This window comes from Oribacterium sp. KHPX15, assembly GCF_900107835.1.
GTDB lineage: Bacteria > Bacillota > Clostridia > Lachnospirales > Lachnospiraceae > Oribacterium.
The window spans coordinates 193,573-209,418 of the sequence record NZ_FNRG01000001.1; the positions used below are offsets into that span (position 1 = coordinate 193,573).

Annotated in this window: 14 protein-coding genes; 11 read left to right on the forward strand and 3 right to left on the reverse strand. The window is 41.6% G+C overall.

What is annotated here, in order from left to right; translation table 11 throughout:
* Window positions 1-323 precede the first annotated feature (323 nt).
* The 7 genes from BLV86_RS00765 to BLV86_RS00795 all read left to right on the forward strand — a co-directional run bounded on the left by BLV86_RS00765 (window position 324) and on the right by BLV86_RS00795 (window position 8,014).
* Complete coding sequence (locus tag BLV86_RS00765; RefSeq protein ID WP_031549972.1) at window positions 324-1,319, forward strand: Bug family tripartite tricarboxylate transporter substrate binding protein; 996 nt, start codon at window positions 324-326, stop codon at window positions 1,317-1,319.
* Window positions 1,320-1,463: 144 nt separating this feature from the next.
* On the forward strand, window positions 1,464-1,922 hold the full coding sequence (locus BLV86_RS00770; RefSeq protein WP_090814770.1) for a tripartite tricarboxylate transporter TctB family protein: 459 nt from the start codon (window positions 1,464-1,466) through the stop codon (window positions 1,920-1,922).
* A gap of 13 nt (window positions 1,923-1,935) precedes the next feature.
* Window positions 1,936-3,426 (forward strand): tripartite tricarboxylate transporter permease, encoded by a 1,491-nt coding sequence (locus BLV86_RS00775; RefSeq protein WP_090814771.1) that lies wholly within the window; start codon window positions 1,936-1,938, stop codon window positions 3,424-3,426.
* 24 nt (window positions 3,427-3,450) lie between these two features.
* Window positions 3,451-4,287, forward strand: coding sequence for an MBL fold metallo-hydrolase (locus BLV86_RS00780; RefSeq protein WP_090814772.1), 837 nt, complete (start codon window positions 3,451-3,453; stop codon window positions 4,285-4,287).
* A gap of 738 nt (window positions 4,288-5,025) precedes the next feature.
* The gene (gene garR, locus BLV86_RS00785; protein ID WP_090814773.1) at window positions 5,026-5,913 is read left to right on the forward strand and encodes a 2-hydroxy-3-oxopropionate reductase; all 888 of its coding nucleotides are present in this window, start codon (window positions 5,026-5,028) and stop codon (window positions 5,911-5,913) included.
* 67 nt (window positions 5,914-5,980) lie between these two features.
* Window positions 5,981-6,880, forward strand: a complete 900-nt coding sequence (locus BLV86_RS00790) for a dihydrodipicolinate synthase family protein (RefSeq protein ID WP_090814774.1) — start codon at window positions 5,981-5,983, stop codon at window positions 6,878-6,880.
* A gap of 279 nt (window positions 6,881-7,159) precedes the next feature.
* On the forward strand, window positions 7,160-8,014 hold the full coding sequence (locus BLV86_RS00795) for an aldo/keto reductase (protein ID WP_090814775.1): 855 nt from the start codon (window positions 7,160-7,162) through the stop codon (window positions 8,012-8,014).
* Between the two features lie 79 nt (window positions 8,015-8,093).
* Here BLV86_RS00795 and BLV86_RS00800 read toward each other — a convergent pair whose 3' ends face one another.
* The 3 genes from BLV86_RS00800 to BLV86_RS00810 all read right to left on the reverse strand — a co-directional run bounded on the left by BLV86_RS00800 (window position 8,094) and on the right by BLV86_RS00810 (window position 11,114).
* Window positions 8,094-8,816: a hypothetical protein gene (locus BLV86_RS00800; RefSeq protein ID WP_049962317.1), complete on the reverse strand. Its 723-nt coding sequence runs from the start codon at window positions 8,814-8,816 to the stop codon at window positions 8,094-8,096.
* Window positions 8,817-9,136: 320 nt separating this feature from the next.
* Entirely contained in the window at window positions 9,137-10,267 is a 1,131-nt protein-coding gene (locus tag BLV86_RS00805; RefSeq protein ID WP_031549954.1) for a transglutaminase domain-containing protein, read from the reverse strand.
* A gap of 124 nt (window positions 10,268-10,391) precedes the next feature.
* Window positions 10,392-11,114 carry a hypothetical protein gene (locus BLV86_RS00810; protein ID WP_090814776.1) on the reverse strand — a complete coding sequence of 241 codons (723 nt, stop codon included), beginning with the start codon at window positions 11,112-11,114 and terminating at the stop codon, window positions 10,392-10,394.
* A gap of 168 nt (window positions 11,115-11,282) precedes the next feature.
* Between BLV86_RS00810 and BLV86_RS00815 the strand changes: the two genes are divergently transcribed.
* From BLV86_RS00815 to BLV86_RS00830, 4 genes are all read left to right on the forward strand, one after another.
* On the forward strand, window positions 11,283-11,663 hold the full coding sequence (locus tag BLV86_RS00815) for a hypothetical protein (protein WP_090814777.1): 381 nt from the start codon (window positions 11,283-11,285) through the stop codon (window positions 11,661-11,663).
* Window positions 11,664-12,010: 347 nt separating this feature from the next.
* Complete coding sequence (locus BLV86_RS00820) at window positions 12,011-12,214, forward strand: helix-turn-helix domain-containing protein (protein ID WP_090814778.1); 204 nt, start codon at window positions 12,011-12,013, stop codon at window positions 12,212-12,214.
* Window positions 12,215-12,316: 102 nt separating this feature from the next.
* On the forward strand, window positions 12,317-12,922 hold the full coding sequence (locus BLV86_RS00825) for a hypothetical protein (RefSeq protein WP_090814779.1): 606 nt from the start codon (window positions 12,317-12,319) through the stop codon (window positions 12,920-12,922).
* Window positions 12,923-13,005: 83 nt separating this feature from the next.
* Window positions 13,006-15,813 (forward strand): DUF4268 domain-containing protein, encoded by a 2,808-nt coding sequence (locus tag BLV86_RS00830; protein ID WP_090814780.1) that lies wholly within the window; start codon window positions 13,006-13,008, stop codon window positions 15,811-15,813.
* The last annotated feature ends 33 nt before the right edge of the window (window positions 15,814-15,846 follow it).

The window sequence follows — 15,846 nt, forward strand, 5'->3', positions numbered from 1 at the left end:
GACATGAAAAAGAAGCAATAAATAAACATCTTGCACAAAGGCATTGATATTAATTTGTCATTAAAAACAATACATTCCCCAGGATTTTTAATACTGAATGTAAACTTAATATAATTAAGTCTTACAACCAATCCTGGTTAAGTTTTACTAAGTTTAATTTCGAAATATACTGATGTCAATAAACAAATGAAGCAGCAAGTTGTTAAAAATAACTAATCTCAGCATTACCCTAAATGCATGAGGATTCAGGGTGGTCATACAAAATGATCATCTTGAAAAGTGAAATAAATTGTTAAAGGCTTCATGGATTTCAGGAGGAGAAAATGAATAAGAAAACATTATTAACCGGCATCGTAATCGCAGCAATGTCAGCAGCACTTATGGGCTGCGGCGCTTCAGGCGGAGCTAAGGCTTCAAGCGAACTTCCAAAGAGCATCGAAGTTCAGGTACCTGCAAAGGCCGGCGGCGGAACCGATGTTATGGCAAGAACCCTTGGTCAGGAGGTTGCCGCAAAGACAGGTTCCAATGTTACTATCGTAAACAATACTGATGGTGGCGGAGTTGTTGCCATGGAGACAGTTCGTACAGCAAAGGGCGACGGAGCCAAGATCCTTCAGTATCACACATCAATGCTTATCAAGTCAGCTACAAAGGTTTATGACAAGACAGCAAATGACGACTTCAAGGTATGGGGCGTAAGCCAGGGTACAGAGAAGGGACAGTACGTTCTTGTTACTTCAGCTGATTCAGATATGAAGACAATTGAGGATTTCGTAAACAAGGGTAAGTCAGCAGAGATCAAGATGGGTATCGAGACCGGCGGAACAACACACGTTATCACAGGTCTTATGGCTAAGGCTTCAGGCGTTCAGGTTAAGTATGTTGAAGCTGGTTCAGATACAGAGAAGCTTACAGCTCTTGTCGGAAACACAATCGATGCCTGCATCGTAAACGTTAACCAGGCTAAGCAGTATGTTGAGTCAGGCAAGGCTAATGCACTCGCAGTTATCACAAACGGCGAAGAGGGCGCAAGATCTTCAGTTCTTCCTGATGTTCCTTCAATGACCGAGTCCGGAATTGACTGCTCATGGGCTTCCTACAACATTTTCGCAGGTCCTAAAGACATGAACGAGGACATTGCCAAGAAGCTTTATGATGCATATGCAGAGGCTGCAAAGGCAGATGCTGTTAACGAAGTACTCGAACCTGCAGGTATGGCAATGGAATTCCTTTCATATGAGGAAGGCCCCAAAAAGCTTGCAGAACAGCAGGCAGACATCAACTCTGTAGTTGAAGAGCTTGGACTTGTTCAGAAATAATCAAGTCACGTTATAAAGGTTCAGGCCCTGACCGGATACAGGACAAAGGTTTTGAATCGAAACATTAGCCCGCATTGCTCATATGAACCATGAGACGATGTGGGCTCTATTTATGGATAAATCGGCAATAATCAGGAGACAAAAATGAAAGTTTCAAGAGATCAGATCACAGGTGCAGTGATCGTTACATTGGGAATATTTGTGTTTGCAATGATAAGCACTTTTAAAGTTCCGTTTACAGCAAGTTATCCCGGACCGAAGGCATTACCGGGTCTGGCAGCCGTTGGTTTCGTTATCTGCGGTGCAGGCATTTTCCTGGAGGGCTGCAAGAATAAAGAGCAGAAGACCTTCCTTGTAAAAGAGGGCTGGATCAAGCTTATCATCAATATCGCTGCCATCGCTTTATACATTCTTGCGATGCAGTTTATCGGATTCTTTATTTCAACACCGATTTACCTTTACTGCCTGTCCACATGGTATGCAAAGGGTTATGTAACAAAACCGGTTTCCAGGATCATATTTTCTGCAGCCATGACACTTGTTATCTTCCTGGCTTATCAGGTTGCCTTTGGATACCAGCTGCCTATGGGCATATTCGGATAAGGAGGGATGAGAAATGGTTGAGAATGCAGGATTTATAATCACACAGGTCACAAACCCGTTTAATCTTTTGCTTTTACTTGTGGGTAATGTCATCGGCATCATCTTCGGTGCCATCCCGGGACTTAACGGAACCATGGCGGTAATGCTTTTCATGCCGCTTACCTATGGTATGGAAACAGGCCCGGCCATCATGTTCCTTCTTTCCCTCTGGATCGGCGGATGCTCCGGCGGATTCATCGGATCCGTTCTTCTGGGTATTCCGGGTTCACCTTCATCGGTTGCCACATGTTTCGACGGCCATCCCATGGCTAAGAAGGGTCAGGCAGGAAGAGCTCTTGCCATCGGTATGACAGCTTCCTTTATCGGAACCTTCTTCAGTGCCATTGCCGGTGCTTTTCTTGCGCAGTCAGTTGCAAACATTGCCTTCGCCATCGGTCCATGGGAATATTTCGGTCTCTGCTTCATGGCTATCACCATGGTGCTTGCCATCTCAAAGGGCAATATGCTGAAGGGTCTTACCAGCGCGTGTATCGGACTTCTCCTTGCATCTGTGGGTTACTCACCTATCGATGCCCAGGCAAGATTCACATTTGACAATATGTACCTTATGGGCGGTCTGGGAATGACAGTCGTACTTATCGGTATCTTCGGTGTAAGTATGATGATCCTTGCCCACGCCAAAGGCTTTGATCCGCTTCCTGAAGTAGACACAAATATGATAAAGGGAATCGGAATCAAGTTCTCTGATATTCGGGAAAATCTCGTAAACATTTGCCGTTCCTTCCTTATCGGTCTCGGAATCGGTTTCCTTCCGGGCATGGGAGCAGGTCTCTCAAACCTTGTGGCATATTCTGTTGCCAAGAACAATTCAAAGCATCCTGAAACCTTCGGAACAGGTAATCCTGAGGGCGTATGGGCATCTGAGGCTTCCAACAATGCTTCCATCGGCGGTGCCATGATTCCGATGGCAGCTCTCGGTATCCCGGGAGATTCAAGTACTGCGCTTCTTATCGGTGCACTTACTATTCACGGTCTTGAGATGGGTCCGATGGTATTTAAGAACAGTGGTCACATCGTTTACCTCATGTTCGTTGTAGTTGCGATTTGTGCGGCAGTTTGTTTCGTACTTCAGGCAATCGGAATGAGAGTATTCCCTCAGATTCTGAAGGTGCCATATCACTACATGTATCCTGCTCTTATCGTGGTTTCTCTTATCAGCGCTTACGTTGATTCTTCAAGCCTTTATAAGTGCGGAATGATGCTTTTCTTCGCAGTTATAGGATGCCTCATGGCATACGGCGGACTTCCACAGTCACCGCTTATCCTTGCATTTATCCTTGGACCTACCATGGAAAGTAACATGCTTAAGGCCTTCCAGAACACAGAGACAGTAACAACCTTCTTTACACGTCCTATTTCCTGTGTATTTAACCTTATTGCCATAGCATGTATTTTCTCACCGATACTGAAGGCGCTTTATGCGAAGTATGTGAAGAAGAATTAATAATAATGAAAGGTGGAAAGAATAATGCCATTTAGAGTTTCAAAATCTATACCTCATCCTGTGGAAACACTATGTGCGGAACCCTGGAAGCTTGCCATTGATCCCTTCCAGGTGTCACCCAGAACCTGGTATGTTGCAGGCCAGACCTGGGTTGGTGCATATATCATAGATACAGGAGCAGGCCTAATACTTCTTGATACAGGAATCGCAGAGAGCGCTTATATGTTGGTGGATTCCATTTATAAGCTTGGTCACAAGCCGACAGATATCAAGATGATACTTGTAAGTCACGCACACCTTGATCACTTTGGGGGAGCGGCTATCATGCATGCTCTTGCAGGAGCACCTATCTACATGTCAAAGGAAGACGATGAATTCATGCAGAAGGATCCGGAGGAAACTGAGCTGCCACATGATATCTGGCACGTTCAGCATATAAAGGTGGATCGACATTATGATGATAATGTTGCCATCACTCTTGGTGACATTTCCATCAGAACTCTGCTTACACCGGGTCACACCCTGGGTTGCACCAGCTTCTTCTGGGATGAGAAGAATCCTGTGACAGGTGAAACTTATACCGTAGCCATGCATGGAGGCGTTGGTGCCAATACCATGAACGATGAGTACTATAAGACAAGCAAGATGCTTACTCCGGCACACAGGGAGAGGTTCCTGAATGATGCGGAGAAGATAAAGAAGATTCATGTGGATATCGCACTTCCGTCTCATCCGAATCAGATTGAGATTCTGGATAAGGCCGGGACCTATACTCACGAGAGCCAGCCATATCTTGACGATACGGTTTGGACGGATTTCATTGATGAGAGAGTGAGACAGGTTAAGGTGCTCATGAAGTGATATGTAAGCCTTTCACACGGAGCCGGTGGATTCCACCGGCTTCTTTACGTTTCCTGGGTATCACAAAAAACCAGTCAATATGACTCAAAACATGTGATTTCCATATGGAGTCAACGACCTCAGAGCATTATCATGACCGCGCTTCAATATATTATTAATTGAGTCCATGGTATTAGGGGAGTTTCAGGACTGCAATCCAATTATATTAAAAATTGGGTCAATGATATTTGAACAGAGCCATGACCGCACTTCAATAATATTAAAAATTGAGTCAATGATATTAGGGAAGTTTCATGACCGCAATACTTATAATCCTTGGATTGAGTCAACAATGGAGAAGTGAATTTGTTGACTGCAAATTCGGCAATATCAGATGTGAGTCAATTTATGAACCTATAATTGTTGACTTCAATTTCAAATATCTTTTAGGGAGTCAAACATAGAGCTTTATAAAATCCGAACTATCAGCTGATATATAAAAAAAGTATAAACTTAGAGTATTGGGTACGATTATGAGTAATATAAATGAAATGTCATGAATACTAATGAAATGAAATGGAATGGAATGAGTTGGGATTTTTGCAATTGACGAAAGCGATATAATTGAAGATTATTTTGGCCATTTTACAAATTGAGAATAATTCGTCAATTTAATATCATGACTTTGCGAGTTGAAAATAACTCGGTTGAAAAGGGTATTAATTAAACAATCATACATTATACGAGGAGGATTTAGTAATGAAAGTTGGTTTTCTTGGACTTGGTATCATGGGACGTCCTATGGCAAAGAATCTTGTAAAGGCCGGTCACGAGCTTATGGTTTATGACTTCAACCAGGAGGCAGTAAATGATGTTGTTGCCTGTGGTGCTAAGGCCGGTACATGCGGTAAGGATCTTGCTGAGTTTGCTGACGTAGTTATCACTATGGTTCCTAACTCACCTCATGTTCGTGCAGCTGTATTTAACGAGAAGGGTCTTGCTGAGGGCTTCCGTAAGGGTGAGTCAGTTCTTATCGATATGTCATCTATCGACCCGGTTGAGTCAAAGAAGATTTCTGCTGATCTTGAGAAGATCGGTGTAGATATGCTTGATGCTCCTGTATCAGGTGGAGAGCCAAAGGCTATCGACGGAACACTTTCTGTAATGGTTGGTGGCAAGAAGGAGACATTTGACAAGTACTATGACATGCTCATGGTTATGGCAGGTTCAGTAGTTTATGTTGGACCTATCGGTTCCGGAAACGTTGCTAAGCTTGCTAACCAGATGGTTGTAGCTGCAAACATCGGTATCGTGGCAGAGGCTCTTACATTTGCAAAGAAGGCAGGAACAGATCCTGAGCTCGTATATCAGGCTATCCGCGGCGGTCTTGCAGGTTCAACAGTTCTCGATGCAAAGGCTCCTATGATGCTTGCAGGAAACTACAAGCCAGGTTTCAGAATCGATCTTCACATCAAGGATCTTACCAATGCTCTTAACGCTGCACACGCTATCAACATGCCTGTTCCTATGACAGCTCAGATGATGGAAGTTATGCAGGAGCTTAAGAACCACGATGAGGGTTCATGCGATCATGATGATATCGTTAAGTATTATGAGAGAATCTCAGGAACATCAATCGTTAAGTAAATAAATATCTAATGTCAGCCCTTTTGAAAAAACATGGGCTGACATTCTTTTAAGGAAAGGTCTATAGATGAATACAGATTTTATAAAGGGCGTAGTGGTGCCTATCATCACAGTAATCGATAAGGATGAAAAGATCGATGAGGCAGGAATGCGTAAGCAGGTTGATTATGTTATCAACGGTGGAATGCATGGAATTCTTGCTTTCGGTTCAAACGGTGAGTTCTATCAGCTCGAGGAAGACGAGATGGAGAGAGGCCTTAAGATCATGGTTGATCAGGCCGCAGGAAGAGTTCCTGTTTACTTCGGTATCGGCGCCATCAATACAAAGAAGTGCATCCGTCTTGCAAAGATGGCAGCAGCAAACGGTGCTGCATGTGTATCAATTCTTCAGCCAATGTTTCTGAAGCCTACACATGACGAGCTTTTCAATCATTTTAAGGCTATAGCTGAGGCTATTCCTGAGACTCCGGTACTCCTTTACAATAACCCGGGCCGTGTTGGCTACGGTATGACTGCTGATTTCGTAACAGAGATTGCTCATGCAGTTCCTAACATCGTTGGTATGAAGGATACTTCAGGAGATATCACTCTTACAGAGGAATGCATTCGCAGAAACCGTGATGTAAACTTCAAGGTATTCGGCGGCAAGGACACACTTCTTTTTGCATCAATGTGCGTTGGTGCAGTCGGCGGTGTATGTACAGCAGGAAACTTTATGCCTGAGCTTATCGGTGCAGTTTATGAGAAGTATGTTGCGGGCGATTTCGAGGGTTCTCGTGAGGCTCAGTTCAAGCTTAATCCTGTAAGACTTGCGATGGATAAGGCTTCATTCCCGGTTGCTGCAAAGGATATGGCTAATATCCGCGGCGAGAATGTGGGGGATCCTTACCTGCCGTCACTTCCGACAACTAATGCGGCGACACTTGATCTTTTCAAGAAGGTTATGAAGGAAGCTGGACTTATTTAAATAATACGAAAAATCAAGGGATGGGCGCCGGCCCACTCGATTGAAAAGACAGACGGTCAGTTCTGTTCGCCCACTACACACTGACGTGTGCTGTGGTCGGACAGAACTGACCGTCTGTCTTTTCAACTCGCAAGCCTTGGCACCCGTCCCTTGAATTTTCTCACGTTATGGTAAAATTTACTTGCAGATTCTGTAGTAAAAATCAATGGGTCGATTAGACATGTATCAGTATATCGGAAATTAACGGCAAAAAATATTCGTCTTTAGTGGAGGTTTGATATGAAGCACGAAGTGAAGTTAGCGAATGGGGTGACGGTGCCGGCTCTTGGGCAGGGAACCTGGTATCTGGGGGAGAACCGTTTTCAGAGAAAAAGAGAGATAGAGGGTATAAGACAGGGTGTTGAAGCGGGAATGACTCTGATTGATACTGCTGAGATGTACGGAAGCGGTGCGGCAGAGGATATGCTGGGAGAGGCTATCAGCACTCTTGACAGAAGTAAGCTGTATCTGGTTTCAAAGGTACTTCCCAATAATGCGGGCGGAAGCCGGATGCGTCAGGCTCTGAAGGGCAGTCTTTCACGTATTGGAGTCGATTATCTTGACCTTTATCTTTATCACTGGAGAGGTTCATATCCTTTGTATGAGACTGTTTCAAGACTTGAAGAGTTAAAGGCTGAGGGCCTCATTAAGGCATGGGGCGTTTCCAATTTTGATATCGATGATATGGAGGAGCTTTGGAGGATTCCTGAGGGAAGAAACTGTCTTGTAAATCAGGTTCTTTATCACACAGGTTCCAGAGGTATTGAGTTTTCACTTCTGCCCTGGATGGTAGAGCATGATGTTGCGCTTATGTCATACTGTCCGCTTGCTCAGGCGGGTTCTCTGAGACGCGGTCTTTTCCAGAACAAGACTCTTCAGGAGCTGGCAGCCAAGCATGGAGTTACTGTTCCTGAGATCATGCTTGCATGGAACATAAGAAACGGTCATACTATCGCGATTCCAAGAAGCTCAAAGCCTGAGCACACTTTATCCAATGCCAACGCTGATAGCATTGAATTAACTGCGGAAGAACTTGCTATGATCGATATGGCTTATCCGAAGCCAACACGTAAGGAATATCTGGATATGCAGTAAAAGTCATAAAGGGCCGGTATGCATCTGTGTTGAAAAAGATGCATGCCGGCACTTTGCTGCTTGTGTTAAAGTTAATTGCTTACATTAAAAAGAACAACATATAACCAGGTAATTCAGAAATGGTAATTCCAATTACACCCGTCTCGGTTCCATCGATATTAAAATATCTTTGTGTCATTATGGCGTCTTCGGAAATCCCTACCCATGCAACCTGCTTGCCATCAGATAACAATTCACCATTTGGATTGAAATAATGAGTCGCTAAAAGCTCTCCCCCTGAAGAATATAAAGATGCACAATTCCCGCTGATATCGAGCCATGCGGATATAGCTTTCTGGCTTCCGTCAGTAATACCCATGACAAATACACCTTGGTGCCTTCCCTGATAATCCCCCAAGTTAGTACTTGACGCCCGGTCTGAAGTGCTATATGCAAACGATCCGGTGCTGCTTCCGGTGTTAGCTGCTGATGCACCGTTATCAGAATAGATATCTCCTGTGCTCAGATTCTTGTGCATCACAGCACCGTTTTGTACCCAGGCGCCTGCGCTATTGATAGTATATCCGTCCGGTGTTGTGCCTCCGCCTGTCTGACAGATGCCAGCCGCATTAAAATAATAGCTCTCTGCGATTCCGTCACCGTCACTGTCTGCCCAGGCCCAGCCGTTTGTCTTGGCTGTGCCATCGTCTTGGATCCACATCCATCCTGTCTCATTGCTACCCTGCCAATTACCGGCAAATGCCGCTGTGCACATGCCGATACTCATTACTGCTGCGGCTGCGATCATAGTAAGTTTTTTCATGATTATTCCTCTTTTCTTTAATGTCAGAATCGAAAATCCCGATTCTGCCTTTTTTGAACCAAATCCCGTATGCTGCGAGGTATCAATTAATCATAAGTATACTCTTTATACGGTTTTCTTACAACGTTTGCCGTACACTTACTCAAAGATTTTTTCTGCCAGAAACTGATCATCTTTTATTGGAGATACAATATGAAACATGAAAGGGAATGCCTTATTACAAATCAAATCTGGATACTGTCTTTTATATTATGAATAGACAGTTTGGGCTGTCCGTGTAAGGGGGTCAGACCCACGTACAAAAACCTTACGGAATTTCATTAGTCATAATCATAATCGTAGTCATCATATTCAGATTCACTTTTATATGTCGCATCATATCCGCTGTACCAGCTTTTTTCCTCTATGTAATCATTGGTATAATAAACATCATACATATCACCGTCTGCTGTAGGAATATCGGCTGTTCCATGTATATCATAGCAGCTTCCTGACCAGGTATGATGAGACTCAATATTTGAGACCTGATCATCTGTGAGATTGATATAGCCTTTGTCAAGACCTTTGTAACCCTTTGTGTCATCATCAGCCCAGGTTATATCTACGTGATACCATTGTCCGTCCAGTTTAACAAGATTCCAAGCATGATTGGAATTTGATACTATGCGGGTTGAAAGACCTGCAGATTCGCATAGCTCCTGAAATGCCTCTGCATAGCCCTGACAGACGGCTTTGCCATTAACAAGAGCATTGTAAGAGCAGTAGGACAGTTTATGATTCTCGAACTTTCCTCTGTAAGCGGAATAATCATACTTACATTTCTTCTGAAGATATCTTGCGACAGCCATTTCTTTTTCGAAATCATTCATATCTGCCTTGATATTCTTTTTAAGAAAATTCTTCACAACCAGTTCTTCCTGGGCTTTCTGCTCATCTGTTACTGCAAACCTATATGAACCGGAAAAATTTGTATTCTCAGGCTGATACCATGTGTTCTTTTTCAACTGGTCGTTGTCAACGCCATCCAGATCTTCAGCAGAGTCACCGGTATATTCCTGTCTGACACCTCTGTCGTCTACATAATATCCATCAGGGGTAGTAGTGGAGGTTAACATTTTTCCGTCAGCACCCAGATAATACCAGTCACTGCCCGACTGAACCCATCCGCCAATGGCAGCGCTGCCACCGGCGTTCGGGTTAAGATAATACCATCCGTCATCTACATAGGTCCATCCGGTTTGCATGAGCCCGGTAGCGGGATCAAGATAGTACCACTTTTCATCGTCCTTAATCCAACCGGTTGCGTTTGTCAGAGTATCAGGGCTTATATAGTACCAACCGCCGTTAACATTCTGCCATCCTGTTCCTTCTGCGTGTGCAGGACAGGCAGAAATACCGGTTATGATACATAACGCAACAGATGCTGCAATTAATTTTATATTCTTTTTCATACCCTCTGTTTGAAATCTCCTTTATAAAATCTGACATTTATCTTTAATTGCTATGAATGCAAATGGAAATGTATCAAAGCAGTCATTGTGTCAAAGCTTTGCAATTAAGGATTGGGGCATATACCTATTTCATAAAACACAGCAAATGATCAATGTCTGAATCTAACAAGAGTCCTATCACTTCATATTCGGTTCCGCCTATTTCAACATATCTTTTTATCAAATAAACGTTTTTTAAGCCGGATTTCCATACGATCTGTTTACCTTTGGATGCTAAAGAGCCATCAGGATTGAAAGATACTGTTCTTACTACCTCTCCATCATAGTTGATCAGAGTTACACGATTCCCATCGATTTCGAGCCAGCCGTATAAATAGTCTATGCTTGAGTCATACAGACCATAGGAAAATTTTGCCTCGTACGTTCCCTGATAATCCTCCAGGTTCATGCTTTGCGTTAGGCCGGAATTGGCAGGAACAGGCGCTCCGGTGCTGCTTCCGGTTTTGGCTGCCGATGCACTGTTATCCGAATAGACCTCACCGGTGCCCAGATTCTTGTGCATCACCGCACCGTTTTGCACCCAGGCGCCTGTTTCATTGATCGTATATCCGTCCGGTGTCGTGCCTCCGCCTGTCAGGCAGATACCTGCCGCATCGAAATAATAACTCTCGGCAACTCCGTCACCGTCCCCATCTGCCCATGTCCAGCCGTTTGTCATGGCTGTGCCGTCGTCCCGGATCCACATCCATCCTGTCTCATTACTGCCCTGCCAGCTTCCGGCAAATGCTGATGCGCAAATGTTGATGCTCATAACTGCTGCGGCTATGATTAGTGTAAGCTTTTTCATTTTTTCTCCTTTTTCAATTGTCCGGACCAAAAATCTCGATTCATTTTTTATTATCGAAACCAAATTTCATATGCTCTAGAATAAACTATAATATTGATTGTATTCTTTATACGATTTTTTTCAACCTTTGCTGTGCAACTTCCGGCTGTAATGGGGTCAGACCCCAATGTGGAGGCAAGGCTTGTTGAGATAGCTGCGCTGAAAAAGCATATCATAAACTATTCCAAAACTAAGGACACTTATGCCGAATATCGCAAGAGCGGTTATAGCAAAAAGTTCTTTGAAGAGCACAGGAAAGCTATCACTCTTTGCAAAGCTGCAAAAGAAGCCTTTTCCAAAAACGAGGGTAAACTTCCTAAGATCAAAGAACTGAATCAGGAATACAGCGAAGTCCTTCAGGAAAAGAAAAAGACCTATGTCGAGTACCGGCAGGCAAAGCAGGATATGAAAGATATACAGATGGCAAAATACAATGTAGATCTGTTCCTCAAATTTGAGGAGCAGAAAGATCAGGCTGAAAAGCAGAAGACAACTGAACAGACTCGATAAAAATTTGGGAGATTTCATTGTGATGACACAGTGGAGTCTACCTCTTTTTTCGTTATAGACAAATGCACTCAGCGTCAGTTTATCTGATGCGTAGCTCCGAGTGATAACGAGGTTCAGGGGGATTGGGGGAATGACCACCAACAAGCAAAGACGCGCCGAGGGTCCTCGGTGCCCTGCTTGCGAAAATGAAAAAACTTAGTTGCTATAGGTCATTTTGCTGCTAAATGGAATTGTCAGAAATTAACAAGAACGTGTGAATTTTTATTTAAAACGAAGTAGTAATAGGGTATACTTATTTCAACTGTTGTTATTGATTTCGTTAGGAAACAAGCGGATAGGAGCGATGCATGGCAGTTTCATACAAAAAAATGTTTAAGCTAATGATTGACCACGACATGAAGAGGAAGGATCTCAAGGAGAAGACCGGACTTAGCTATGGTACTATTGCCAAACTTGAAAAAGGTGAAAATGTGCAGATGGAAGTGTTGGAAAAAATCTGTAAGGAGTTCAATTGTCAGCTTAGCGATATAGCAGAAATTATAAATGAATAGGTGTATTAAAGTCCGTTTTTTAGGACAACTCATAATATAGAATATTAAACATCCATAGTGAATGATATTAATGAAAATGCAACAAAATTGGTGGGATAAGCAATGGTACAGAGGATTGTTGATGATATCAGGGTGGCACTTAATCATGATTTATATTTTGTGGCACTTAGCACAGCATTAACCTTGCCGGACATATGTGGTAAGGCTGAATATCCAAACGAAACAAGTAGTAAAAAGCGTTATATAGACTGGTATAACAAAGAAATTGGTTATTACGAAAAGAACCCGAACCAGACAAACGAGGAGGAAATGCCGTATTTATCAGGAAATGTCATATATAGTCTTCGTTGCTCATTGCTCCATGAGGGAAATCCAAATGTAGATAATGTGCAGTTAACTCGAAAAAATGATTCTTTACTGATTGATCATTTTGTTCTTAAGGTAGAGAAGAAAAAAGACTTTGACATTTACTCTGATTCTAGCGGCATTTCTGATATTTTTGGTCAGCATAGACGCGAGTATACGATGAGTATTAGACGTGTATGCTTAATTATGTGTTGTGTTGCAGAAAAATACTATAAGGATAATAAAGAGAAGTTTCAATTTAATTATGAAATCCTTGATTGGGATAAGGCGACAGAACACTTGCCAAGGATTGATATGGAAGCATTTATGAGAGCTCTAGCAGATCCGGATTTAAGTAAATAGATTCCTTGCAAAGGATTCTGTTTCATTGATAGAAATAAGAAAAATATGTGATAAGTAATACTTTAAAAGGGTAAAAATGAACTATGAAGGCAGAAGACAAATCATTTTATTTTTTAGCAATTCCTAGCTATTATGATATTCCTTTTTTTCAAAGGGCTTACGTTTGGAGTGAGGATAACTGGAGTGAGCTTTTTAATAATCTTACAAGCAAGAATCAGAATCATTTTTTAGGTTCGATCATATTGAAGAATGAATTAGCAGCTGCAGGAAGTGTGGCAAGATTCTCTGTTATTGATGGACAGCAGAGGTTGACTACTTTAAGCATTTTGCTTAGAGCCTGCTATGATCATATTGTAAAGAATGCTGAAAGCTACAATTATGATGAATCTGATGTTAAGACATGTCAGGTTCAGATGGAAAGTATTCTGTTTGTGCCAGAAGGTGGTATAAAGAAAAAACTTCATGTCAAAATAAATCATTCCCACTTAGATAAAAAGGCTTTTGAAAGTGTTATTACTGGTGAGCTTGATACTGATGATAGATGGGAAAAATACATTAGTCTTGACGATGATGACACTACAAGCTCCATTATCAAAGCATATGCCTATTTTAGGGACGCGTTGGAAGATGTAAGTCAGGAGACAATTGATTATTTATGGGAGCTTCTTACCGTTGATAAAATTAAGTTCCTGGTAAATATTGATCTTGATGTAAATGATAATGAACAGGCGATATTTGATACTGTTAATTCTGCTGGGGTAAGACTTTCAAGTGCTGATACAATAAAGAACCTTTTGTACCAGAGATATGTCGAGTTATTAAGGGCAGAAGATCCCACTACAGTGGACAAAAGAGCTGTTTCCGAATATGAAGAAACATGGGTAGATGCATTTGTTTCAGATGAATCAATAAATGCCTATTGGGAAACACAACGCCAATATGGTCGTATGAAGCGAAGCAATATTGAGACTTTTCTTCATGCGTTTGCCGTTGTACAGGGATTCTTTAATCCGGCAGAAAACAATATGGCGGATTTGCCTCAGGAATACAGAAAAAAGATCTCTAAGATGGATATATCTTCGGTAGAGGCTTTTTTGAAAGAATTGCATGATTATGCGGATGTGTTTAGAGAATATTTCTCCAATGAAGATAGCTTACTCACATATGATGATTATGTAGGCCGTATTTTCAACATCTCTAATGTGCTGGAAGTATCTACATTTCATCCTTATTTATTACAGCAGTTATATTATCTTAAGAACGGAAGCATTGAAGAAGAGGATATTAGAAGTCGCTTCTTTGTTTTAGAAAAATATATTGTTTTAAATGCTATCTGCAAAGGTAGTACAAAGAACTATAACAATGAATGTTTACAGTTGGTAGATGAGAAAAAAACACCACAAGATGTATTGGAAAGCTGTCAGTACATTTCTGAAGGAAACTTTGTAAATGGATTGCGTCGTATGACCACCAACAAATTACCAACATTGCTTCTGTTCTGGGTAGAGTTGTATCAGAGAAATCTGCTTAATGTTGATATTAAGATTCTCAAGTACGAGTACACTCTTGAGCATATTATGCCGCAGAAATGGGCTCAGAATTGGTATGATGTTCCGGTTTACGATACAGATGAAAACGAAGTAGAAGATGCTGATGAGATGGAGCGTGTAAGAAGCCATGCTATTTATGAAATCGGTAATATGACTCTTCTTAATTCAAAGCTTAATACGTCTATTAGTAATGGAAACTTTACAGATAAAATTAATGGTAAGAATGGACGTAAGGGTATCAAAGATCTTGCAGATATTAGGCTTACAAGGAAGGTTATTGATAATAATACTGAATGGAATGAGCTTAAAATCTATGCCAGAACAGCAGAGCTAGAGGCAGATATTCGTAAGATATGGGATGCAGGTGAGCTTCCGGTAGAAACTATTAAAGTAGCTGCTGAGTCTGGTGGACGAAAGAAGATTCGATTTGCCTTCTGGGAAAAAGCTTTACCTGTAATACGGGAAAAGAATCAATATGAAATGTTCACCAATGTGAACCCTTCAACATCTAATACTATTTCAGGTTATTTTGGAATTGGTGGTTTTCATGTTTCGTGTACAGCCAATTACGATAAGACAAGAGTTGAGTTTATTTTAGATAAATCAGAGGCAGGACAGAATAAAAAGGCTTTTGATATGCTCCATGCAAATAAGCAGACAATTGAGGATTCATTAGGTGTCAAGCTGTCTTGGGACAGATTAGATGAGTATAAGATGTCCTGGATTTATTATTCGCTTGATGATGTTAGCATAACCAATAAAGAAGACTGGGATAAGATGGCTGCATTTTTGGGTGAATGGAGTAATAAGTTCCGCAAGGTTATTGTTCCTTATCTTGTTGATGAATTCTCGCAGGATTCTTCGGAAATAAGAAGTCCTGAAGAAATTGCCAGATTACAGAAGATTGCTGAAATACTTAGGACATGGACTGTTAAAACGGAGGCTGTAATAGACAATATTGATAAATGCAATAGAACGTGCACGAGATTTACGACAAAGACAATGTCAGAGCTATTGCCAGATATTCCAAATGCACCAAGTGGATGGAATACCGATAACCATTACTTCTATGAAATAATTAATCGTAATGGAAAAGACATTATGATTCAGCTTAGCTTAAGCTCTAGAAATGCTACAAAGGAGTTTATGGAAAAGGCTGATCGTATCAATGAAATTGTTACTATGAAGCAAGCAAAAAAAGATTGGCAATGGTGGAAAATTTTTAAAACTAAAAAGATACAGATACCAGAAGATATGGATGAAGAGACAATATTTGTAAAATTGGATGATGCGTTAAAACAAGTATTTGATTTTGAAAACAGCTTGGCAAGAAGACTATGAAAAAAGTGATGATTCAAAGAGTTTTATGAGTGA